Consider the following 21,190-nt stretch of genomic DNA (forward strand, 5'->3'; position numbering starts at 1 on the left):
AATCCACACCGAACCGGAAGGCCCTCACCTGCTTCAAGATCCCTCAGCCGAGACCTCGCTCACCCGTCCACAACCTCCCGGGACAGAACACCTAGCGAACCCTGGTGCGCCACAGCCATCCCGCGCCGGCCAGCGTAAGGAGAAGGCCGGCGACGGCTGCCGGCCAGCGCCAGGCGTCGATCACGGCGTAGTTCTGGGGTGCGACGAAGGCCAGGTACCAGATCACGTTCATCGTGGCGGGCACGAGCGTGCCCAGGATGAGGCCCGTCCATTTCCGGGCTGCCGTCCAGTAGCGGGAGCGGCACACCATCACTACGGCCGTGATCCTCATGGCGAGGCTGGCCCAGTCCAAGAGCACATGGTCTGCCGCATAGGGCAGCGCAGCGCTGATCACCAGGAGAAGGAGCGGTAGCCAGGCAGGGGAGCGGCGACGGTTCGGCTTGCGCGTGGGGGGCGTGGCGGTGTGGCCGAGTTCATGGAGGGCGGTGCTGGCGATCGTGCGCGGGTCGCCCACTTCGTGGAGGATCGCGCGCACGTCACCAGGCCGTTCGGCGCGAGCGACTTCTATGTGCTCGCTGAGATCGGCCAGAAGTTCCTGGCGGGCCACCGGGGGCAGTGCTGTGCTCTCGCGTTCCACGGTCGCGAGGTACTCCCGGACCAGGGTGTCATCAGTCTTCAAGGCCATGTCCTTCAGGGGTTGCGCCGTTGCCCGGTGGGCGGCGTGAGGAGGTTGTCGACGGTGTCGCGGAACGCGGGCCAGATGCCGGTGAAAGATGTGAGTGCCGTATGCCCTGCGTCGGTCAGTTCGTAGTAGCGCCGCGGCGGGCCGGAGGCTGATTCCCTCCAGGTGGTCACGACGAGTGCATCTCGCCTGAGCCGTGACAGCAGGGGATAGACAGTGCCCTGACTCGTGGCGAGGGCGGTGCCCTGCAACTCCTTCAACAGCTCGACTCCGTACTTGGGGCCGTCTCGCAGAAGCGCCAGGACGCAGTACTCCAGAACGCCCTTACGAAGCTGGATCTCGATCTTCTCCGGGACCTGGTTACTTGCTTCGCCAGTGGTCATGCATAACAAGGTACCAGGCATCGCAGTTGCGGGACGAGGTGGCAAAGGGGCGCGTGTGGCGGCGATCGCGGGATCGCTCTGCTCGGTGTCGTTCGGCTCGCCGATGCGGCGAGGGCCGTATGGGGCGCGCGACGGTAGGGAGATGCCGGACGAGTCATAGGTCTTGAGTTCGAGCGCATCCGGAGTCTGGTCGCGCCCAGAAAAATGTGCTAGCTCGCGGAACCCCCATGCCGTTTTCCTCATCTAAGACTTCGCCAGTTTGTATGGACATGAGGCAAAACGACCGCAAATGGGGTAGTTATGCGTGACATCAGCCGAAGGGGGCTGCTCGGGGCGGGCCTCGGGGCCGCCGCAGCCGTCGGGGTGGCGGGGTGCGGAACCTTCGGTTCTTCGGGCGGCAGCCGTTCGGGGGCCACGGGGGATCAGGGCGCGGACGGAGGGGCGCAAGGCACCGGACCCGTGAAGAAGGACGTCCGGAAGATCGGCGACGGTTCCACCGCCGACACCGGGAAGCAGCCGCACCAGCCCGCGAAGCCCGTCCCGCTCGAACCCGGCCAGACGCCCCCGCAGTTCGTGGTCTTCTCCTGGGACGGGGCGGGCGAGGTCGGCAACGGGCTCTTCCCGCGCTTTCTGGAACTCGCCCGGAACCACGGCGCGGCGATGACCTTCTTCCTGTCCGGTCTGTATCTGCTGCCCGAGTCGAAGAAGTCCCTGTACCGGCCGCCGAACAATCGGGTCGGCGCCTCCGACATCGGATATCTCAACGACGACCACATCAGGGCGACAATGAAGAACGTCCGTCAGGCGTGGCTCGACGGACACGAGATCGGCACCCATTTCAACGGGCATTTCTGTGGCGGTTCCGGATCGGTGGCGAACTGGACCCCCGCCCAGTGGCAGAGTGAAATCGACCAGGCGGTCTCCTTCGTCACCGAATGGCGGACGAACACCGGCTGGACCGACCTCGAACCGCTGCCTTTCGACTACCGCAAGGAACTGATCGGCGGCCGCACCCCCTGCCTGCTCGGACAGGAGAACCTGCTGCCCACCGCGCGCCGGCTCGGCTGGCGGTACGACGCCAGCTCCCCGGGCGGCACCCAGGTCTGGCCCCGGAAGCGGGACGGCGTATGGGATCTGCCGCTCCAGGCGATGCCGTTCCCCGGGCACACCTTCGAGGTCCTCTCGATGGACTACAACATCCTCGCCAACCAGTCGCTCAATACGACCAAGGGCATGCCGTCGCGCTATCCCGCCTGGCGCGAGCAGGCCACCGGGTCGTATCTCGCCGGATTCAACCGCGCGTACACCACGAATCGCGCCCCCTTCTTCATCGGAAACCACTTCGAGGAGTGGAACGGCGGTATCTATATGGACGCCGTCGAAGAAGTGCTGAAGAAAATCGCCGGAAAGCCGGACGTGCGACTGGTCTCGTTCCGTCAGTTCGTCGACTGGCTCGACGTACAGACCCCCGAAGTCCTCGACAAGCTCCGTACGCTGCAGGTCGGGGAGGAGCCCGCGGGCGGCTGGAACGGCTTCTTTAAACAAGCCTGACAACGGGCTTTACGGGCACCGAGGGGGGCGCCAGAGATCATCGAATGCGCCATGCGAAACTTTTCACATGAGCCATGGCCGCGCACCCCGACGCCGCTTCACCCTGCTCGCCGCCCCCGCGGCGGTCGCCGCCCTCGCCCTCACGCTGACGGCGTGCGGCGGCGACGGCGCCCAGGCCGGCGGCGGTGGCAACACGAACTTCGTCACCGGCACCGGCGGCATCTCGACCGTGGCCAAGGGCGACCGCAAGGACGCCCCGAAGCTCGACGGAGAGACCCTCGACGGCAAGCAGCTCGACGTGTCCGACTACAAGGGCAAGGTCGTCGTGCTCAACATGTGGGGCTCCTGGTGCGGGCCGTGCCGTCTGGAGGCGCAGTACTTCTCCCGGGTCGCGAAGGAGACCGCCGACAAGGGCGTCCAGTTCGTCGGCATCAACACGCGCGACGCCCAGAAGGGCCCCGCGATCAGCTTCGAGAAGGACTACGGCGTCACCTACCCGAGCCTCTTCGACCCGGTCGGGAAGCTCCTGCTCCGCTTCCCCAAGGGCACGCTCCGGCCGCAGGCCATCCCCTCGACCGTGGTCCTGGACCGGGACGGGAAGATCGCCGCGCGCTCGCTGGTCGCGCTCGACGCCGAGGGCCTGCACGAGATGATCGACCCGCTGATCGCGGAGAAGTGATCCCGTGTACACCCTTGCCGCACTCGTGGGCGAGAACGAGACCGTAAAGGACGGGGCGCTTCTCGTCGCCCTGCCGGTCGCCGTGCTCGGCGGGCTGGTCTCGTTCTTCTCGCCGTGCGTGCTGCCGCTCGTGCCCGGTTATCTCAGCTACGTCACCGGCGTCAGCGGTACCGACCTGGCGCAGGCCCGGCGCGGGCGGATGGTCGCGGGCGCCTCGCTCTTCGTGCTCGGATTCACCGCCGTGTTCGTCTCCGGCGGCGCGCTCTTCGGTTTCTTCGGCCAGACCCTCCAGGAACACGGCGACATCCTCACCAAGATCCTCGGCGTGCTGATGATCCTGATGGGCGTGTTCTTCATGGGGCTGATGCCCTGGATGACCCAGCGCGAGTTCCGCATCCACAGACGGCCGGTCACCGGACTGCTGGGCGCCCCCGTGCTGGGCGCCCTCTTCGGGATCGGCTGGACCCCGTGCCTGGGGCCGACGCTCAGCTCGGTGAGCATCCTCGCGATGGGCCAGGGCACCGCCGGGCGCGGGGCGGTACTGACCGTCGCGTACTGCCTCGGCCTCGGTATCCCCTTCGTCCTCACCGCCGTCGCCTTCCGTAAGGCGCTCGGCGCGTTCGGCTGGGTCAAGAAGCACTACGCCTGGGTGATGCGGATCGGCGGAGGAATGATGATCGCGACCGGTCTGCTGCTGCTCACCGGGGTCTGGGACACGATGATGCAACAGGTACAGAGCTGGTCCAGCGGTTTCACGGTGGGGATCTGAGTTCCATGAGCAACACCAAGTCCACTCCCTCCGCCCCCGGGCGCGAGCGGCCCGACGACGCGGAGGACACCCCCGCCGACCTGGGCGCCGCAGGCTCCCAGCTCTCCACCGCCCCCAGCGAGGAGAGCCCGGCGAGCCTGCCCGCGATGGGCGTCGTCGGCTGGATCCGCTGGTTCTGGCGCCAGCTCACCTCGATGCGGGTCGCGCTGATCCTGCTCTTCCTGCTGTCGCTCGGCGCCATCCCCGGCTCGCTGATCCCGCAGAACAGCGTGGACCAGCTGAAGGTGGAGAACTTCAAGAAGCTCCACACCACCGTCTCGCCGATCTACGAGAAGCTGCAGTTCTTCGACGTCTACAGCTCGGTGTGGTTCTCCGCGATCTACATCCTGCTGTTCATCTCGCTCATCGGCTGCATCGTCCCGCGCACCGGCCAGTTCGTCGGCCAGCTCCGCGGCCGCCCGCCCGGCGCCCCCAAGCGGCTGAACCGGCTGCCCGCGTACACCACCTGGCGCACCGCGGCCGAGCCCGAGGAGGTCCGCGCGGCCGCCCTCGCGACGATGCGGAAGCGCCGCTTCCGTGCGCACACGGTGGGCGACGCGGTCGCCGCGGAGAAGGGCTATCTGCGCGAGGCCGGGAACCTGGTCTTCCACGTCGCCCTGATCGTGATGCTGATCGCCTTCGCGTACGGGCAGCTCTTCAAGTCCGAGGGCGCCAAGCTGATCGTCCAGGGCGACGGCTTCGCCAACACGAAGCCGCAGTACGACGACTTCAAGTCCGGCTCGCTCTTCGACGAGGACTCGCTCGTCCCGTTCAGCTTCAAGCTCGACAAGTTCATCGGCACGTACGAGCGCAGCGGCCCCCAGCGCGGCACGCCCCGTACCTACGAGGCACATGTGACGTACGAGGAAGGCGCGTACGGCAAGCCGAAGAAGACGGTCATCCGGGTCAACGAGCCCCTGGAGATCGACGGCACCAAGGTCTACCTCAACGCGCACGGCTACGCGCCCGTCGTCTCCGTGAAGGACCCCTCCGGCAAGGAGGTCTACCGCAACGCGGTGCCGCTGCTGCCGATGGACGCCAACGTCACCTCGTCCGGGGCGATCAAGGTGATGGACGGGTACCGCGACAAGAGCGGCAAGAAGATCCAGCTGGGCTTCCAGGCGTTCTTCGTGCCGACCTTCGCGGGGGCGGGCAAGGGCACGATGTTCTCGCAGTTCCCGGCCACCGACTTCCCCGTGCTCGCCCTCAACGGCTTCTACGGCAGCCTGGGCGTCGACTCCGGGCTGCCGCAGAACGTGTACCAGCTCGACAAGTCCAAGATGACGGCGTTCAAGGGCGACGACGGCAAGCCGCTCAAGCAGCGGCTGCTGGCCGGCGAGACGATGAAGCTTCCCGACGGCGGCTCCATCACCTTCGAGGGCGTCGACGAGTGGGCCAGCTTCCAGATCTCGAAGCAGCCGGCCAGCGGCTGGGCGCTCGCCGGGGCCGTCGCCGCGATCGCCGGGCTCGCGGGCTCGCTGTTCATCCAGCGGCGCCGGGTCTGGGTGCGCGCGGTCACCGGTGCCGACGGTGTCACGGTCGTCGAGATGGCGGGGCTCGGCCGCAGCGAGTCCGCCAGGCTTCCCGAGGAGCTGGCCGACCTCGCGGTCACCCTCGTCGGGTCGGCACCGGCCGTGCCCGACCCGTCCCCCGATCCCGACCCGTCCGCCGATGCCGACCCGGGCGCCGGTACCGGTTCGGATGCCGATGCCGATGCCGATTCGGACGACGCCGGGAAGACCGACGCCTCCGAAGAATCCCCCGTAGAACCTGCCGAAGGGGCTGAGAAGTGAATCTCGCCGCCGCTGCCACCAACGAGAACCTGGCGCACACCAGCAATGTGCTGATCTATTCGTCCATGGCCGTCTACACCCTGGCCTTCTTCGCGCACATCGCGGAGTGGGTGTTCGGCAGCCGCAGCAAGGTGGGCCGCACCGCCGCCGCGCTGACCGGGGCCGGAACAGGGGCCGGGGCCGACGCCGCCGGTTCGGTGAAGGTGCAGGTCGCGCAGAAGGGCGGCGGCACCGCAGTACTCGACCGCCCGAAGATCGTCACACGCGCGGCGGCCGGTTCCCGCGACGTGCCGGACGGGCCCGGCGCGGCCGGCGGCACGTTCAAGGGCGACCTGTACGGGCGGATCGCGGTCGCCCTGACCGTGGTCGCCTTCCTGGTGGAGGCCGGCGGGGTGCTCACCCGCGCGCTCTCCGTGCAGCGGGCCCCCTGGGGCAACATGTACGAGTTCTCGATCACCTTCTCCACGGTGGCGGTCGGCACGTACCTGGTCCTGCTCGGGCTGAAGAAGAACGTCCGCTGGATGGGGCTGGCGCTGGTCACCACCGTCCTGCTGGACCTCGGCATCGCGACCACGGTGCTCTACACCGCCAGCGACCAGCTCGTGCCCGCGCTGCACTCGTACTGGCTGTGGATCCACGTCTCCACCGCCATCCTCTGCGGTGCCGTCTTCTACATCGGCGCGGTCGGCACCCTGCTCTACCTGTTCCGCGACAGCTACGAGAGCAAGCTCGCGCGCGGTGAGGAGCCCGGCTCCTTCGCCCACTCGGTGCTGTCCCGGCTGCCCGCCGCCTCCTCGCTCGACAAGTTCTCGTACCGGATCAACGCGGCCGTCTTCCCGCTCTGGACGTTCACGATCATCGCGGGCGCCATCTGGGCCGGCGACGCCTGGGGCCGCTACTGGGGCTGGGACCCCAAGGAGGTCTGGTCCTTCATCACCTGGGTCGCGTACGCCTGCTACCTGCACGCCCGCGCCACCGCCGGCTGGAAGGGCCGCAAGGCCGCCTACCTGGCGCTGATCGCCTTCGGCTGCTGGCTGTTCAACTACTACGGCGTGAACATCTTCGTCACCGGCAAGCACTCCTACGCCGGGGTCTGACCCGCCGCACGGCCCCGGTCCGCACGGGTGCGGATCGGGCACCGCCGGGTCACGCTGGAACCATGACCGATGCCACCCCCGTCATCGAGCCCGGCACCAGCGAGACCCACGGCGACGACCAGTACGTCCTGAGGTTCACGCTCCGGCTGCCCCACCCCGTTCCACGGGTGTGGGCAGCCGTTGCCGGTTCCGAGGGTCTGCCGGGCTGGCTGGCCGCAGCCGACCCCTTCGAGCCCCGGGTGGGCGGCGCGATCACGCTCCACCGGCTCACCCCCGACATCCCCGGCCGGGCCCCGGCCGTCTCCGGCACGGTCACCGCCTGGGACGTCGAGCGGGTCGCCGAGTACACCTTCGCGGGGCGGCCGGGCCGCATCCGCTTCCACCTGGAGCCGCCGCGCGGCGACCACGTCCTGCTCCGCTTCACCCACGAGTTCCACGGCGACGACGAACTCGTCCTGGACCGGCTGGCGAGCTGGCACGACCACTTCCGCTACCTGGCCGACGCCCTGGACGGCTCCCCGGCCGACTGGTCGAAATGGACCCCGGTGCGCTGGGCCGCCCTCCGCGAGGAGTACGCGGCCGGGGCCGCCGCCCGGCGGTGACTACTCGCCGGAGGGGCTCGGGCTGCCGCCGTTCTCCCGGCGCTTCAGCTCCTCCTCGCGGCGGCGCAGGTCCGCCTCCCAGTCCTTGAGGAGCGACTCGTCCTTCTTGTTCTCCTCGCGCAGCGCCTGGAGGAACTCGGGGTTGTCGTCCGGGGCGACCCACTGCGAGCGGTGGTTGCGGTGCCACTCGGAGGGCGTACGGCCCCCGGCGGGCGCGGTGCGCACCTTGCCGGCGGCCAGCCAGACGATCGGGCCGACGATCCAGAACAGCAGGATGATGAAGACCCACGCGATCTTCGGCAGGTGCTTGGCCTCGTCCTCGGGGGTGTTGAGGCAGTCGATGAAGGCGTAGATCGTCAGCGCCAGCGGCAGGAGATAGATCAGGGCCCGGAGCATGGTGGAGGTCCCCCTGCGGAGATTTGGCGGGGCATGTCCCGCCCCGGTGTGGGGCCAGGGTAACCGGTACCTCTGACATGCAGCGGCGAACGGAGCGGAACCGTTCGGTGACGCACCCGGCCCGGCGCGGAAGGGCCACCTGCCCCGGTGTCGGACGGGGTGCCCCGGGTGATCGTCGGGGGTGATGACAGACTGGACGGCATGGCTTACGACGATCTTCGTTCCCTCCTCCGGGCCCTGGAGCGCGAGGGCGATCTCAAGCGCATCAAGGCCGAGGTCGACCCGTACCTGGAGGTCGGCGAGATCGTCGACCGGGTCAACAAGGCGGGCGGCCCCGCCCTGCTCTTCGAGAACGTCAAGGGGTCCTCGATGCCCCTGGCCATGAACGTCTTCGGGACCGACCGGCGGCTGCTCAAGGCGCTCGGGCTGAAGTCCTACGCCGACATCAGCGACAGGATCGGCGGGCTGCTCAGGCCGGAACTGCCGCACGGCTTCGTCGGCGTCCGCGAGGCCTTCGGCAAGCTCGGCTCGATGGTGCACGTACCGCCGAAGAAGGTGAAGCAGGAGAGCGCCCCGGTCCAGGAGGTGGTCCTGACCGGCGACGACGTGGACCTGGACCAGCTGCCCGCGCTCTTCACCTGGCCCGGGGACGGCGGCTCCTTCTTCAACCTGGGCCTCACCCACACCAAGGACCCGGAGACCGGGATCCGCAACCTGGGGCTGTACCGGCTCCAGCGCCACGACCGCCGCACCATCGGCATGCACTGGCAGATCCACAAGGACAGCCGCAACCACTACCAGGTCGCCGCCCGGCGCGGGGAGCGGCTGCCGGTCGCCATCGCCTTCGGGGCGCCGCCCTCGGTGACGTACGCCTCCACCGCGCCGCTGCCCGGGGACATCGACGAGTACCTCTTCGCCGGGTTCGTCCAGGGCAAGCGGATCGAGATGGTCGACTGCAAGACCGTGCCGCTCCAGGTGCCCGCGCAGGCGGAGGTCGTCCTGGAGGGGTGGCTGGAGCCGGGGAAGACGCTGCCCGAGGGGCCGTTCGGCGACCACACCGGCTTCTACACCCCGCAGGAACCGTTCCCCGCACTGACCATCGACTGCGTGACCATGCGGCGGCGCCCGCTGCTCCAGTCGATCGTGGTGGGCCGGCCGCCGACCGAGGACGGGCCGCTGGGGCGGGCCACCGAGAGGTTCTTCCTGCCGCTCCTCAAGATCATCGTGCCGGACATCGTGGACTACCACCTGCCGGAGGCGGGCGGCTTCCACAACTGCGCGATCGTCTCGATCGACAAGAAGTACCCGAAGCACGCCCAGAAGGTGATGAGCGCGATCTGGGGCGCGCACATGATGTCGCTGACCAAGCTGATCGTGGTGGTGGACTCCGACTGCGACGTCCACGACCTGCACGAGGTGGCCTGGCGGGCGCTGGGCAACACGGACTACGCGCGCGACCTCACGGTCACCGAGGGGCCCGTCGACCACCTCGACCACGCCTCCTACCAGCAGTTCTGGGGCGGCAAGGCGGGCATCGACGCGACGCGCAAGTGGCCCGAGGAGGGCTACACCCGGGACGGGGGCTGGCCGGAGATGGTCGAGTCCGACCCGGAGACGGCGGCGAAGGTCGACCGCCGGTGGAAGGAATACGGACTGTGAGCGCCGCCGAAGCAGCACTGGGCTCGGGGCCCGTACGGCCGAACAGCAAGGTCAAGGCGTTCCTGCGGCTGGTGATGATCGAGCACTCGGTCTTCGCGCTGCCCTTCGCGTACATCGCCGCGCTGACCGCGATGTTCCTGGACGACGGGTCGATCCACTGGGTGACGCTGCTCCTGGTCACCGTCGCGATGGTGGGGCTGCGGACCTTCGCGATGGCTGCCAACCGGATCATCGACCGGGAGATCGACGCGCGCAACCCGCGCACGGCCGGCCGGGAGCTGGTCACCGGCGCGGTCTCGGTGCGGTCGGCGTGGACGGGGGCGCTCGTCGCCGTCGTCTTCTTCCTGGGCGCCGCGGCGCTGCTGAACCCGCTCTGTCTGGCGCTGGCGCCGGTCGCGGTGGTCCCGATGGTGGTCTATCCGTACGGGAAGCGGTTCACCCACTACCCGCACGCGATTCTCGGGATCGCGCAGGCGATGGGGCCGATCGGTGCCTGGCTGGCGGTGACCGGCAGCTGGTCGTGGGAGGCGGTGATCCTCGGGCTCGCGGTCGGTGTCTGGATCGGCGGCTTCGACCTGATCTTCGCCTGCCAGGACGTCCAGGCCGACCGGGCGCACGGAGTGCTCTCGGTGCCGGCCCGGTTCGGCGTCCCGGCGGCGCTCTGGGGCGCCCGGGTCTGCCATGTGATCACGACCGGGCTGCTGGTCTGGTTCGGGCTGGCCAGCGGGGCCGGGCTCTTCTACTGGATCGGCATGGCGATCGTGGCCGTCGCCTTCGTCTACGAGCACCGGGTGGTGCGCCCGCACGACCTGTCCCGGCTGAACCGGGCGTTCTTCTCGGTCAACGGTTTCATCGGGATCGCGCTCTTCGCCTGCGCGCTGCTGGACCTGCTGGTCCGGGGCCTGGTGGTCTGACCGGGCCGGGGACGGCCGTTCGACGGTTCTCAAAGGCGGCGGCGGAAGGCGAACGCCGCCGCCACGCCCGCGACCAGGCCGAACAGATGGCCCTGCCAGCTGACCGAGGTGTTGGCGGGGGAGAGCCCCAGCAGGATCGTCGAGCCCCAGATCGCGCCGACGACCAGCCCGACGGCCATGTCGAGCACCCTGCGGTCCACGAATCCGCGGACGAGCAGATAGCCGAAGAGCCCGAAGACCAGCCCGGACGCGCCCGCCGTGTTGGAGTACTCCGGCGCGACCAGCCAGACGCCCAGGCCGTCGACCACGATGATCGTGGCGGCCACGGCGAGGAACCGGCGGATGCCGCCGACCGCGGCGAGGAAGCCGAAGACCAGCAGCGGCACGCTGTTGGACGCGACATGGCCGAAGCCGAAGTGGATGAAGGACGCGGGCACGACGTCCAGCAGCTCGGCGGCCCGGCGCGGCTCTATCCCGAAGCCGTCCAGCGCGTGGCCGGTCGCCGCGTCGACGATTTCGAGCAGCCAGAGCAGCGCCACCCAGCCCGCCATCAGCTTGGCCGCGGCCCGTGCCCGCTCGCCGGCGGGCCGCTCCGGTGCCGTGTACCCGGTGAGTGCGCTCATCGTGGCCCCCTGCTCGTTCCGTGTCCTTGGGGGCGGCCGCGCCGTTCCCGTTCCCCCACCGGGAACGCCGGGGCACCGTCGACGGTTCCGGTCCGGTGCGGCCGGATAGGCTCATGCGTGTGGAATCCGGGACATCAGTGAGCCAACAGCAGCGCCGGCCTTGGATTGTCGGGGTTTCGGGTGCCTCGGGCACCCCATTCGCCGCCTCGGTGCTGCGCGGCCTGCTGGCCGCGGGGGAGAGCGTCGATCTGGTGGTGAGCCGGGCCTCCCGGCTGACGCTGCTGGACGAGACCGGGATCGCGTTCCGCGACGCGCACTGGCAGGAGGACCTGCGCAGCTGGCTGGCGCGTGGTGCGGACGGCAAACCGCACACCTTCGACGTGGACGTCGAGGGCGTGCGGTACTGGGCGGCCGGTGATCTCGCGGCCGGGCCGTCCTCGGGCTCGTACCCGGCGAAGGGGATGCTGATCGTTCCGGCCTCGACGGCCTGTGTGGCCGGGGTGGCGCTCGGGCTCTCTAAGGATCTGCTCCAGCGGGCGGCGAGCGTGACGCTCAAGGAGCGGCGGACGCTGGTCGTCGCGGTGCGCGAGACGCCGCTGAACGGGCAGACGCTGAAACATCTGGTGAGCCTGGACGAGGCGGGCGCCGTGGTGCTGCCCGCCTCTCCGGCGTTCTACGCGGGGGCGACGCACATCCAGGATCTGGTGGACTTCGTCGCCGGTCGGGTACTGGACGCGGCAGGGGTGCCGCACGGCCTGTACCGCCGGTGGGAGGGAGAGCTCGGTGGCGGCTCCCGTGATTCCCGTGGCTGACCCGGAAGGGCCTGTGGTCAGCGCTTCTTCATGGCGCGCGGCTTACGGATCCGGTCGACCCGGTGCGCGGCGGCGGGCTGGTGGGCACGCGAGCGGTTGGCCAGGTCCTGAAGCTCGCGCATCCGGGCATAGGCCATCTCGATCGTGTACACGGTCTTCTCACTCCTGAAGATTCGAAAGTGTTTATGCGGATACTCGGGAACTTTTGCAGGCGATGAGGCCTGCATGCCTTAGATTCTACACGTAAACTCGCGATACTGCTGAACAATGGAAGGTTTCAGTCACATGGACGCGGTGGACAGGCAGCTCATCCAGGCACTCCGGGAGAACGGCAGGGCCTCGTACGCCGAGCTGGGACGGCTCGTCGGGCTCTCCGGGCCCAGCGTCACCGACCGCATCAACCGGCTGGAATCCGCCGGTGTCATCACCGGTTACCGCGCCACCGTCGACGCCGCGTCCCTCGGGCTCGGCGTCACGGCCCTGATCGGCATCTCGCTCTCCGACGCGGCCGACCACGAGGACGTCGCGCGGCGGCTGAAGGACCTCGCGGAGATCGAGGACGCCTGGTTCATCGCGGGCGACGACTCGTACATGCTCAAGGTGCGGGTCGGCGACGTGGACGGGCTGGAGCGCACCATCCGCCGGCTCAGTGGTACGAAGGGCGTCTCGCGCACCCGTACCACGATCGTGCTCTCCACCAAGTGGGAGAACCGGGTCGGCGAACTGCCCGAGCAGTCGTAGGCGTACCGTGGTGGAGCCCCCGGACGGCCGGGGGTTTCGCCCGGTATCAGCCATCGCCGGGACACGCACCGCACATCGACAACTGGGAGGCAGCCGCATGGACGTCGGGCTCAAGCGCGAGCTGGAGGAGAAGGTCCGCGCGGGTGAGCGCCTGACCCGTGAGGACGGCATCGCGCTCTACGAGTCGGACGACCTGGCCTGGCTCGGCGGCCTCGCGCACCAGGTGCGCACCCGGCTGAACGGCGATGTCGTGCACTTCAACGTCAACCGCCACCTCAACATGACCAATGTGTGCACGGCGTCGTGCGCCTACTGCTCGTTCCAGCGCAAGCCGGGCGAGAAGGACGCGTACACCATGCGCATCGAGGAGGCCGTCCGCCTGGCGAAGGCGATGGAGGGCGAGAGCCTCACCGAGCTGCACATCGTCAACGGCCTCCACCCCACCCTGCCGTGGCGCTACTACCCGCGCTCGCTCAGCGCGCTGAAGGAAGCCCTGCCGCAGGTCTCCCTCAAGGCGTTCACCGCGACCGAGATCCACCACTTCGAGACGATCTCCGGGCTCTCCGCCTCCGAGATCCTCGACGAGCTGATCGAGGCCGGTCTGGAGTCGCTGACCGGCGGCGGCGCGGAGATCTTCGACTGGGAGGTCCGCCAGCACATCGTGGACCACAACACCCACTGGGAGGACTGGTCGCGCATCCACCGGCTGGCCCACGAGAAGGGGCTCAAGACCCCGGCGACCATGCTGTACGGGCACATCGAGGAGCCCCGGCACCGCGTCGACCACGTGCTGCGGCTGCGTGAGCTCCAGGACGAGACCGGCGGTTTCCAGGTCTTCATCCCGCTGCGCTACCAGCACGACTTCGTGGACATGCAGGACGGCAAGGTCCGCAACAAGCTCCAGGCGCGGACGACGATGGCGACCGGCGCCGAGGCGCTGAAGACCTTCGCGGTCTCCCGGCTGCTCTTCGACAACGTCCCGCACGTCAAGGTCTTCTGGGTGATGCACGGTGTGCAGACCGCCCAGCTCGCGCTCCAGCACGGCGCGGACGACATGGACGGCTCGGTCGTCGAGTACAAGATCACCCACGACGCGGACAACTTCGGTACGCCGAACAAGCTCGGCCGCGACGACCTGCTGGACCTGATCCGCGACGCGGGCTTCCGGCCGGTCGAGCGCAACACGCGCTACGAGATCATCCGCGAGTACCCGGGCCCGGACGCCGACCGGCGCGAGTCGCCGCAGCCGATGCGCGTCTGACCCGCCGACCGCCCCGTACGAGAGAGCCCTGACCCCCTGTGGTCAGGGCTTTCTCGCGTTCCGGACAGGCTTTGAGCTCTATGGTGGGTAAGGGTTACTCTGCCGCTATGGCTCTTACGTTCGAACTGGACCCGAAGGTCGACCGCGCGCTCTACGAGGGCATCGTCGAGCTGTGGACCGATGTCTCCAACGCGGGCGGCGCGGTGGGCTTCGTGCCGCCCGTGACGGCCGACGAGATCCGGCCCGAGATGGCCAAGCACCTGGCCGCGATGGGTGAGGGGCACACCCGTCTGCTGGTCGGCCGGGACGCGGACGGGGCGGTCGCCGCCACCGCCTTCCTCGCCCTCAACACCCACCGGCTGATGACCCACTGGCTCTGGCTCTACACGGTGATGGTCCACCCCCGCCACCAGGGCAAGGGGTACGGGCGCGACCTGATGGCCGCCGCGGCCGGGGCCGCCCGCTCCCTCGACGGCATCGAGGCGATCCGGCTCACCTGCCGGGGCGGCACCGGCGTCGACCGCTTCTACGGATCCTGCGGCTACAAGGAGGTCGGGCGGGTGCCCGACGCGATCCGGGTGGCCGAGGGGGACGACCGGGACGACATCATCATGCTGCTGCCGCTGGGAACCCTCTGACCGGCGGGTGCCGTCCGGGCGGCGCGACGCGGGGCCTCCTTTGGCGGAGCCCTCCGAACTGATCGATTCCGGGGCATGCTTCACTGGTCGGGCAGGATCGAAGGACGTCATACGCTGAGAGAGAGGCCAACTGTGTCCGCTGCCAAGCCGAGCGCGACAATTCGGTACACCGCGATGCGCCTCAGCATCTTCGTCGGCTGCTTCCTCGTCGCGGCCATCGCCGTCCACTTCGGTCTGCTGCCCTCCGGGACGAACGGCTCGAACATCGTCTGGGTGATTCTGCTCGCCCTGGTCCTGTCCGCGCCGCTCAGCTACGTGCTGCTGCGCAAGCAGCGCGACGAGATGTCCGAGCAGATCGTCGGCAAGGTCGACCGCGCCAAGCAGCGCCTGGAGTCCAACCGCACCCGCGAGGACCACGTCACCTCCTGAGCGACCGCCCCGGGGCGGCGTGAGGAACGGTAAGTTTCCTCACACCCTCGCGGCACCCACGCGTACTTCACGGAACCCCGGCACCGGAGCACCCGCTCCGGCGCCGGGGTTCTCGTCGTTCCCGGTCGGAAGCGGGCCGGGCCTGGAAGGTGCGCGAAGAGGGAAGAGTCAAAGAAGACCTTTGAGGTTCCCAAAGTTCAAGTGTTAACGTGTTGGGCATGAAGACAGCAGTGCGCCCTCGACACGCCATGAGCATCCCGCTCGTGGTGCGCCTGCATGTCGATCTCTGCCGCTGTATGTCCGCGGTCTGTTGCCGCGCAGTCTGAACGGCACCATGCAGCGGCGCCACCCCTGACGCGGGCGCCGCACCCACCCCCGTCCCACAAATCCCTGCCCCTGTGCGCCCCGATGCGTCACATCTGGAGTGTGTCCGTGTCCGCGAATCCCGCGTCCACCGCTGCCGAGACCCCGTCCGGGTCCGGTTTCCGGCTTCCCAAGGTCCCCTTCTGGGCCCAGATAGTCGCCGGCCTCGTCCTCGGTGTCGTCCTGGGCTGGCTGGCCCGCAGCTACGACATCGGCTGGCTGTACACCACGCTCGACAAGGTCGGCCACATCTTCGTCCAGCTGCTGAAGCTGGCCGTCGCGCCGCTCGTCTTCTTCGCGATCCTGGTGTCGATCACCAATCTGCGGAAGGTCAACAACGCCGCCCGGCTGGCCACCCGCACCCTGCTCTGGTTCATGATCACCTCGCTGATCGCGGTCGCCATCGGCCTCGCGATCGGCCTGATCACCAACCCGGGCGCGGGCACCGGCCTCACGCCGAAGGACGGCAAGCTGCCGGAGCACGCCGGCTCCTGGCTCGACTTCCTGACCGGGATCATCCCGGACAACGTGATCACGCCGTTCACCGAGCTGAACGTGCTCCAGATCGTCTTCATGGCCGCCGTCGCCGGTATCGCCGCCCTCCAGCTCGGTGAGAAGGCCCAGCCGATCCTCACCCTCAGCGAGTCCGTCCTGGAGCTGCTCCAGAAGGCCCTGTGGTGGGTCATCCGCCTCGCCCCGATCGGCACCATCGGCCTGATCGGCTACGCCATCGCGGACTACGGCTGGGACCTGATCGGCAAGTACGCCACGTTCACCGCCGACATCTACATCGGCTGCGCCCTGGTGATGTTCGGCGTGTACCCGCTGCTCCTCGCGACGGTCGCCAAGCTCAGCCCGGTCCAGTTCTTCAAGGGCGCCTGGCCGGCCATCCAGCTGGCCTTCGTCTCCCGCTCCTCGGTCGGCACCATGCCGGTCACCCAGAAGGTCACCGAGCGCCTCGGCGTCCCGAAGGAGTACGCCTCCTTCTCGGTCCCGTTCGGCGCCACCACCAAGATGGACGGCTGCGCCGCGATCTACCCGGCGCTGGCGGCGATCTTCATCGCACAGATCTTCGACGTGCAGCTCGGTGTCGGCGACTACGTCCTGATCGCCTTCGTCTCGGTGATCGGTTCGGCGGCCACCGCCGGTCTCACCGGTGCGACGGTCATGCTGACCCTCACGCTGTCGACGCTGGGCCTCCCGCTGGAGGGCGTCGGCCTGCTGATGGCGATCGACCCGATCCTCGACATGATGCGTACGGCCACCAACGTGGCGGGCCAGGCGCTGGTCCCGGTGATCGTCTCGGCCCGCGAGAAGATCCTCGACCACGACGCGTACAACTCGGCCTCCTCCTCGCCGGTCGACGACACGCCGAGTGTCACCGAGGCGCCGGTCGGCGCGGCCGGTGACGCCGAGGTGCGCGACACCGAGCCGGAGCGGGTTCCGGCCACCGCGTAGCCGGTACGCGTACGGCAGCACGGGACGCCCCCGGTCCGCGAGCGCGGACCGGGGGCGTCCTCGTACCCTTACCGGGGGAGAGCGGTGCGACCGGGGGCGGAAGGAAAGCGACGTGGGTGCGGTGAAGAACAAACGGATGCCGCGTGCCGTGCGCGAGCGGCAGATGATGGACGCCGCCGTGCGGACCTTCGGGCAGCGGGGGTACCGGGCCGCCTCGATGGACGAGATCGCCGAGCTGGCGGGGGTCTCCAAGCCGCTCGTCTACCTGTACCTCCACTCCAAGGAGGAGCTGTTCACCGCCTGCATCAGGCGTGAGGCGAAGGCGCTGGTCGACGCGGTGCGGGCCGGGGCGGAGCCGGGGCTTCCGGCGGACCGGCAGCTCTGGTCGGGGCTGCGGGCGTTCTTCACGCACACGGCCGAGAACCCGGACGGCTGGGCGGTGCTGCACCGCCAGGCGCGTACGCACGGGGAGCCGTTCGCCGACGAGGTGGCGGTGATGCGCGACGAGATCGTCGCGTTCGTGACGGAGCTGATCGGGGCCGCGGCCCGCGAGGCGCACCGCGACCCGGAACTGCCCGACCGCGATGTGGCGGGGCTCGCGCAGGCACTGGTGGGGGCCGCGGAGTCGCTCGCCGGCTGGGCCAACGAGACCCCGGGCGTCTCGGCGAAGGAGGCCGCGGCCACCCTGATGAACTTCTCCTGGGCGGGCCTGGAGAACCTTATGAACGGCCGTCCCTGGCAGCCTCCGGTCCCGGACCGGGAGCACGCCGCGTCCGCCCGGTGAGGTGGACGCGGCCGGTGGCGGAGCGCAGCTGGAACCCGGTGTCGTCGGCCGCGTAGGTGACGGTGGCGGGCAGCAGGACCGGGGCCCTGAAGTCGGCCCGTACGTGGTGGACCTCGTCCGGGCGCGGGATCTCGGCCAGGCAGCGGGCGACGGTCCACATGCCGTGGGCGATGGCCCGGGGGAAGCCGAAGAGCCGGGCGGTCAGCGGGTACAGGTGGATGGGGTTCCGGTCGCCGGAGGCGGCGCCGTACCGCCGTCCGAGGTCGCCGGGGAGCCGCCATTCGGCGACGGCGGGAAGCTCCTCGGCGGTGGCGGTGGTGGTCTTGGGCGTGCCGGGGGCAGGGGTGTTCCGGTCGTGCCGGGACAGGTAGCCGCTGCGGGACTCCCAGACCAGGGTGTCCCCGTGCCGGGCCTCGGTGGCCATCGTGACCTCGGTGCCGCGCCGGTGCGGGGTCAACTCCTGTGCGTACACCGTGAGTTCGAGTGCGTCGACGGGGTGCACGGGCTGGTGGCGGGTGATCTCGATCCAGGTGTGGACGAGGCCGAGCACCGGCAGCGGGAACGCCCGGTCCGCCATCAGCCCCATGGTGAGCGGGAAGCCCAGCACATGCGGATAGGTGAGCGGCAGCACGGTGTCCGCCCCGGTGAAGCCGCAGACCTCGCGGTACGCGGCGAGCGGGCCGGACGGGGGCGGCGCGGCCGGGCGGACGGCCCGTCCGGCGGGGAGCGCGGCGCCGGGGGCACCCGCCCTCTTGAAAAACGATGTGACAGTTGCCCGGGCGAGTGTCGCGTTCATCTTCGACATGGGGTCACGCCCCCAGCAGGCTCTGGCCGCAGACCCGCACGACCTGGCCGTTGACGGCCGCCGATCCGGGCTGGGCGAACCAGGCGGCCGTCTCGGCGACGTCGACCGGGAGCCCGCCCTGCCCGAGGGAGTTCATCCGGCGGCCCGCCTCCCGGATGAACAGCGGCACGGCCGCGGTCATCCTCGTCTCGATGAAGCCGGGCGCCACCGCGTTGACCGTGATGCCGTGCTCGGCGGCGGCGCGCGGGGCCAGCGAGCGGACCAGCCCGATGATGCCCGCCTTGCTCGCCGCGTAGTTGGTCTGGCCGTTGTTGCCCGCGATCCCGGCGATGGACGCGGTGGCGACGATCCGGCCGCCGCGGTGGAGGGTGCCCGCCTTCAGCAGGGCGTCCGTGGTGCGCAGCACCGAGTCCAGGTTCACGTCGACGACCGATGCCCAGCGCTCGGCGGGCATGTTGGCGAGCCGGCGATCCCGGGTGATGCCCGCGTTGTGGACGAGTACGTCGAGGCCGTCCGGGACCGCGTCGGCGATCCGCCCGGCGGCGTCGTCGGCGGTGATGTCCAGCGGCAGCGCGGTGGCGCCGAGCCGCTCGGCGGTGGCGGCCAGTTCGTCGCGGACGGCCGGGACGTCCAGGACGAGCACCCGGGCGCCGTCCCGGACCAGCACCTCGGCGACCGAGGCGCCGATGCCGCGCGCCGCGCCGGTGACCAGGGCGGTGCGCCCGGCGAGCGGGGCCGCCGGATCGGCGACGGGTCCGGGCTCGGCGGCGGTCAGCTCGATCACCTGGCCGCTGACGTACGCGGACCGGGGCGAGAGCAGGAAACGCAGGGTGGATCCGGCCGCCCCGACGCCTTCCGGGACGATCCGGAGCAGTTGTACGGTGGCGCCCCGGCCGATCTCCTTGCCCAGGGAGCGCACGAAGCCCTCCAGCGCCTGCTGGGCGGCGGCCTGGTGGTGGTCGTCGGCCGACGGGCGCACCCCCAGCACCACGACGCGCCCGCCCGGGGCGAGGGAGCGGATCACCGGATGCAGCGCCGCGTGGACCTCGGCGAGCCCGCCCGGGGTGACGACCCCCGTCGCGTCGAGCACGATCCCGGCGGGGCGCCCCGGGGTGCCGCCGGGGCCGGTGACGTCGAGCCCGGTCGACGCGAGCAGCGCCCCGAGCCGCTCGGTCACCGCGGAGTCCCCGGCGGTGAGGTGGAGCAGCGGACCGTCCAGCGCCGGCGTCCCGGGCGACCAGCGGCGCAGCGCGGCGGGCTGCGGCAGCCCGAGCCGGCGGGTCAGGAAACGGCCGGGTGCGGTGCCGGTGAAGTGCAGATAGCGGTCGGCCATTGTCCAGACTCCCTGCTCGGTCGTAGATTTACTCTGGAGTAAGGTTACTCAAGAGTCAGGAGCTGGTCGAGATGATCCCCCTCGCACTCCCGCAGCCCCGCAGGGTCGCGGTCGTCGGCGGCAGCCGCGTCCCGTTCGCGCGCTCCGACGGCCCGTACGCGCGGGTCTCCAACCAGCGGATGCTGACGGCCGCGCTGGACGGACTGGTCGAGCGGTTCGGGCTCCAGGGGCAGCGGGTCGGCGAGTTCGTCGCGGGCGCGGTGCTCAAGCACAGCCGCGACTTCAACCTCGCCCGGGAGACCGTGCTCGGCTCGGCGCTCGACCCGCGCACCCCCGCGTACGACATCCAGCAGGCGTGCGGCACCGGGCTCCAGGCGGTCGTCGCCGCCGCGAACAAGATCATGCTCGGGGCGGTCGACTCGGCGATCGCGGGCGGCACGGACACGGCCAGCGACGCACCGCTCGGCGTCAACGACGAACTGCGGCGCATCCTGCTGGCCGCCCGCCGGGCGAGGTCGACGGGCGGCCGGCTCAAGGCGCTCGCCGGGGTGCGCCCCCGCCACCTCGTCCCGGAGATCCCGCGCAACGCGGAGCCCCGCACCGGTCTCTCGATGGGCGAGCACGCGGCGATCACCGCCCGCCGGTGGGGGATCGGCCGCGAGGAGCAGGACCTGCTCGCCGCCACCAGCCACCAGCGGCTCGCGGCGGCGTACGAGCGCGGCTTCCTGGACGACCTGGTGGTGCCGTTCCAGGGGCTGGAGCGCGACCAGAACCTGCGCCCCGGTTCCACGGTGGAGAAACTCGCCACGCTGAAGCCGGTGTTCGGCACCGATCACCCCGACGCCACGATGACCGCGGGCAATTCGACCCCGCTCACCGACGGCGCCGCGACCGTGCTGCTGGCGAGCGAGGAGTGGGCCCGCGAGCGCGGACTGGAACCGCTCGCCTACCTCTCCCTGTACGAGACGGCCGCCGTCGACCATGTGCACGGCGAGGACGGTCTGCTGATGGCCCCGGCGTACGCCGTGCCGCGCATGCTGGAGCGGGCCGGGCTGACCATCGGGGACTTCGACCTGTTCGAGGTCCACGAGGCGTTCGCCTCGCAGGTGCTGGCCACCCTGGCGGCCTGGGAGAAGCAGGGGCTGGCCCCGGTGGACCGGGACCGGCTCAACGTCGTCGGCTCCTCGCTCGCCACCGGCCACCCGTTCGCCGCGACCGGCGCCCGGATCGTCGCCACGCTGGCGAAGCTGCTGGCGGAGCGGGAGGGGCCGTCGCGGGGACTGATCTCGATCTGCGCGGCGGGCGGCCAGGGCGTCACGGCCGTCCTCGAACGCCCCTGAGCACCCCTGAGCACCCCCGAGTACCGCGAGTACCCCGAG

General features: G+C 70.1%; 23 protein-coding genes. 16 read left to right on the forward strand and 7 right to left on the reverse strand.

Annotated elements, in window-relative coordinates:
* Positions 1-91: 91 nt before the first annotated feature.
* Positions 92-679, reverse strand: coding sequence for an HAAS signaling domain-containing protein (locus ACIQGQ_RS31385; RefSeq protein ID WP_402402196.1), 588 nt, complete (start codon positions 677-679; stop codon positions 92-94).
* An 11-nt stretch (positions 680-690) separates the two neighbouring features.
* Complete coding sequence (locus ACIQGQ_RS31390) at positions 691-1,065, reverse strand: PadR family transcriptional regulator (protein WP_402402199.1); 375 nt, start codon at positions 1,063-1,065, stop codon at positions 691-693.
* Positions 1,066-1,365: 300 nt separating this feature from the next.
* On the opposite strand from ACIQGQ_RS31390, the gene ACIQGQ_RS31395 reads away from it, so the two are divergent.
* From ACIQGQ_RS31395 to ACIQGQ_RS31420, 6 genes are all read left to right on the forward strand, one after another.
* Positions 1,366-2,616 carry a hypothetical protein gene (locus tag ACIQGQ_RS31395; RefSeq protein WP_402402202.1) on the forward strand — a complete coding sequence of 417 codons (1,251 nt, stop codon included), beginning with the start codon at positions 1,366-1,368 and terminating at the stop codon, positions 2,614-2,616.
* 67 nt (positions 2,617-2,683) lie between these two features.
* Positions 2,684-3,295: a TlpA family protein disulfide reductase gene (locus ACIQGQ_RS31400; RefSeq protein ID WP_402402204.1), complete on the forward strand. Its 612-nt coding sequence runs from the start codon at positions 2,684-2,686 to the stop codon at positions 3,293-3,295.
* 4 nt (positions 3,296-3,299) lie between these two features.
* Positions 3,300-4,064, forward strand: a complete 765-nt coding sequence (locus ACIQGQ_RS31405; protein WP_402402207.1) for a cytochrome c biogenesis CcdA family protein — start codon at positions 3,300-3,302, stop codon at positions 4,062-4,064.
* Positions 4,065-4,069: 5 nt separating this feature from the next.
* Complete coding sequence (locus ACIQGQ_RS31410; RefSeq protein ID WP_402402210.1) at positions 4,070-5,896, forward strand: cytochrome c biogenesis protein ResB; 1,827 nt, start codon at positions 4,070-4,072, stop codon at positions 5,894-5,896.
* Positions 5,893-6,993 carry a c-type cytochrome biogenesis protein CcsB gene (ccsB, locus tag ACIQGQ_RS31415; protein WP_402402213.1) on the forward strand — a complete coding sequence of 367 codons (1,101 nt, stop codon included), beginning with the start codon at positions 5,893-5,895 and terminating at the stop codon, positions 6,991-6,993. The genes ACIQGQ_RS31410 and ccsB overlap by 4 nt, the downstream gene beginning before the upstream one ends.
* 62 nt (positions 6,994-7,055) lie before the next feature.
* Positions 7,056-7,595 (forward strand): SRPBCC domain-containing protein, encoded by a 540-nt coding sequence (locus ACIQGQ_RS31420; protein WP_402402216.1) that lies wholly within the window; start codon positions 7,056-7,058, stop codon positions 7,593-7,595.
* Here the strand turns inward: ACIQGQ_RS31420 and ACIQGQ_RS31425 are convergent, their stop codons facing one another.
* Positions 7,596-7,991, reverse strand: coding sequence for a PLD nuclease N-terminal domain-containing protein (locus ACIQGQ_RS31425; RefSeq protein ID WP_402402219.1), 396 nt, complete (start codon positions 7,989-7,991; stop codon positions 7,596-7,598). It lies immediately after the preceding gene.
* A 201-nt stretch (positions 7,992-8,192) separates the two neighbouring features.
* Here ACIQGQ_RS31425 and ACIQGQ_RS31430 point away from each other — a divergent pair, with 201 nt between their 5' ends.
* Positions 8,193-9,650 (forward strand): menaquinone biosynthesis decarboxylase, encoded by a 1,458-nt coding sequence (locus ACIQGQ_RS31430; RefSeq protein WP_402402221.1) that lies wholly within the window; start codon positions 8,193-8,195, stop codon positions 9,648-9,650.
* Positions 9,647-10,564 (forward strand): menaquinone biosynthesis prenyltransferase MqnP, encoded by a 918-nt coding sequence (mqnP, locus tag ACIQGQ_RS31435; protein WP_402402224.1) that lies wholly within the window; start codon positions 9,647-9,649, stop codon positions 10,562-10,564. The genes ACIQGQ_RS31430 and mqnP overlap by 4 nt, the downstream gene beginning before the upstream one ends.
* Before the next feature lie 29 nt (positions 10,565-10,593).
* Here mqnP and ACIQGQ_RS31440 read toward each other — a convergent pair whose 3' ends face one another.
* On the reverse strand, positions 10,594-11,187 hold the full coding sequence (locus ACIQGQ_RS31440) for a rhomboid family intramembrane serine protease (protein WP_402402227.1): 594 nt from the start codon (positions 11,185-11,187) through the stop codon (positions 10,594-10,596).
* 137 nt (positions 11,188-11,324) lie between these two features.
* On the opposite strand from ACIQGQ_RS31440, the gene ACIQGQ_RS31445 reads away from it, so the two are divergent.
* The gene (locus ACIQGQ_RS31445; protein ID WP_352278558.1) at positions 11,325-11,999 is read left to right on the forward strand and encodes a UbiX family flavin prenyltransferase; all 675 of its coding nucleotides are present in this window, start codon (positions 11,325-11,327) and stop codon (positions 11,997-11,999) included.
* A 17-nt stretch (positions 12,000-12,016) separates the two neighbouring features.
* Here ACIQGQ_RS31445 and ACIQGQ_RS31450 read toward each other — a convergent pair whose 3' ends face one another.
* Entirely contained in the window at positions 12,017-12,151 is a 135-nt protein-coding gene (locus ACIQGQ_RS31450) for a hypothetical protein (RefSeq protein WP_366297591.1), read from the reverse strand.
* A 133-nt stretch (positions 12,152-12,284) separates the two neighbouring features.
* Between ACIQGQ_RS31450 and ACIQGQ_RS31455 the strand changes: the two genes are divergently transcribed.
* From ACIQGQ_RS31455 to ACIQGQ_RS31480, 6 genes are all read left to right on the forward strand, one after another.
* Positions 12,285-12,740, forward strand: a complete 456-nt coding sequence (locus tag ACIQGQ_RS31455) for an Lrp/AsnC family transcriptional regulator (protein WP_136203054.1) — start codon at positions 12,285-12,287, stop codon at positions 12,738-12,740.
* Positions 12,741-12,837: 97 nt separating this feature from the next.
* Positions 12,838-14,001 carry an aminofutalosine synthase MqnE gene (mqnE, locus tag ACIQGQ_RS31460; protein ID WP_366297593.1) on the forward strand — a complete coding sequence of 388 codons (1,164 nt, stop codon included), beginning with the start codon at positions 12,838-12,840 and terminating at the stop codon, positions 13,999-14,001.
* 107 nt (positions 14,002-14,108) lie between these two features.
* Positions 14,109-14,639 carry a GNAT family N-acetyltransferase gene (locus ACIQGQ_RS31465; protein ID WP_402402232.1) on the forward strand — a complete coding sequence of 177 codons (531 nt, stop codon included), beginning with the start codon at positions 14,109-14,111 and terminating at the stop codon, positions 14,637-14,639.
* Between the two features lie 174 nt (positions 14,640-14,813).
* Positions 14,814-15,068, forward strand: a complete 255-nt coding sequence (locus tag ACIQGQ_RS31470) for a DUF4229 domain-containing protein (protein WP_402402235.1) — start codon at positions 14,814-14,816, stop codon at positions 15,066-15,068.
* 432 nt (positions 15,069-15,500) lie between these two features.
* The gene (locus tag ACIQGQ_RS31475) at positions 15,501-16,889 is read left to right on the forward strand and encodes a dicarboxylate/amino acid:cation symporter (protein WP_402402238.1); all 1,389 of its coding nucleotides are present in this window, start codon (positions 15,501-15,503) and stop codon (positions 16,887-16,889) included.
* Between the two features lie 136 nt (positions 16,890-17,025).
* Positions 17,026-17,673: a TetR/AcrR family transcriptional regulator gene (locus tag ACIQGQ_RS31480; RefSeq protein WP_402402509.1), complete on the forward strand. Its 648-nt coding sequence runs from the start codon at positions 17,026-17,028 to the stop codon at positions 17,671-17,673.
* Here ACIQGQ_RS31480 and ACIQGQ_RS31485 read toward each other — a convergent pair.
* Positions 17,609-18,478, reverse strand: a complete 870-nt coding sequence (locus ACIQGQ_RS31485; protein ID WP_402402241.1) for a MaoC family dehydratase — start codon at positions 18,476-18,478, stop codon at positions 17,609-17,611. The two genes, ACIQGQ_RS31480 and ACIQGQ_RS31485, sit on opposite strands and share 65 nt — an antisense overlap.
* Positions 18,479-18,482: 4 nt before the next feature.
* Positions 18,483-19,811, reverse strand: coding sequence for a 3-oxoacyl-ACP reductase (locus ACIQGQ_RS31490; RefSeq protein ID WP_402402244.1), 1,329 nt, complete (start codon positions 19,809-19,811; stop codon positions 18,483-18,485).
* 71 nt (positions 19,812-19,882) lie between these two features.
* Here ACIQGQ_RS31490 and ACIQGQ_RS31495 point away from each other — a divergent pair, with 71 nt between their 5' ends.
* Positions 19,883-21,151, forward strand: a complete 1,269-nt coding sequence (locus tag ACIQGQ_RS31495) for an acetyl-CoA C-acetyltransferase (RefSeq protein WP_402402247.1) — start codon at positions 19,883-19,885, stop codon at positions 21,149-21,151.
* Positions 21,152-21,190 lie beyond the last annotated feature (39 nt).

Source organism: Streptomyces sp. NPDC092952 (assembly GCF_044754785.1).
Taxonomy (GTDB): Bacteria; Actinomycetota; Actinomycetes; order Streptomycetales; family Streptomycetaceae; genus Streptomyces.

Bases quoted from the DNA above. Each gene is read 5' to 3' on its own strand.
- ACIQGQ_RS31480 (WP_402402509.1), top strand. From the start codon at position 17,026: ATGCCGCGTGCCGTGCGCGAGCGGCAGATGATGGACGCCGCCGTGCGG.
- ACIQGQ_RS31495 (WP_402402247.1), top strand. From the start codon at position 19,883: ATGATCCCCCTCGCACTCCCGCAGCCCCGCAGGGTCGCGGTCGTCGGC.
- ACIQGQ_RS31430 (WP_402402221.1), top strand. From the start codon at position 8,193: ATGGCTTACGACGATCTTCGTTCCCTCCTCCGGGCCCTGGAGCGCGAG.
- mqnE (WP_366297593.1), top strand. From the start codon at position 12,838: ATGGACGTCGGGCTCAAGCGCGAGCTGGAGGAGAAGGTCCGCGCGGGT.
- ACIQGQ_RS31485 (WP_402402241.1), bottom strand. From the start codon at position 18,478: ATGTCGAAGATGAACGCGACACTCGCCCGGGCAACTGTCACATCGTTT.
- ACIQGQ_RS31400 (WP_402402204.1), top strand. From the start codon at position 2,684: ATGAGCCATGGCCGCGCACCCCGACGCCGCTTCACCCTGCTCGCCGCC.
- ACIQGQ_RS31390 (WP_402402199.1), bottom strand. From the start codon at position 1,065: ATGACCACTGGCGAAGCAAGTAACCAGGTCCCGGAGAAGATCGAGATC.
- ACIQGQ_RS31440 (WP_402402227.1), bottom strand. From the start codon at position 11,187: ATGAGCGCACTCACCGGGTACACGGCACCGGAGCGGCCCGCCGGCGAG.
- ACIQGQ_RS31425 (WP_402402219.1), bottom strand. From the start codon at position 7,991: ATGCTCCGGGCCCTGATCTATCTCCTGCCGCTGGCGCTGACGATCTAC.
- ACIQGQ_RS31410 (WP_402402210.1), top strand. From the start codon at position 4,070: ATGAGCAACACCAAGTCCACTCCCTCCGCCCCCGGGCGCGAGCGGCCC.
- ACIQGQ_RS31470 (WP_402402235.1), top strand. From the start codon at position 14,814: ATGCGCCTCAGCATCTTCGTCGGCTGCTTCCTCGTCGCGGCCATCGCC.
- ACIQGQ_RS31465 (WP_402402232.1), top strand. From the start codon at position 14,109: ATGGCTCTTACGTTCGAACTGGACCCGAAGGTCGACCGCGCGCTCTAC.
- ACIQGQ_RS31420 (WP_402402216.1), top strand. From the start codon at position 7,056: ATGACCGATGCCACCCCCGTCATCGAGCCCGGCACCAGCGAGACCCAC.
- ACIQGQ_RS31455 (WP_136203054.1), top strand. From the start codon at position 12,285: ATGGACGCGGTGGACAGGCAGCTCATCCAGGCACTCCGGGAGAACGGC.
- ACIQGQ_RS31395 (WP_402402202.1), top strand. From the start codon at position 1,366: ATGCGTGACATCAGCCGAAGGGGGCTGCTCGGGGCGGGCCTCGGGGCC.
- ACIQGQ_RS31490 (WP_402402244.1), bottom strand. From the start codon at position 19,811: ATGGCCGACCGCTATCTGCACTTCACCGGCACCGCACCCGGCCGTTTC.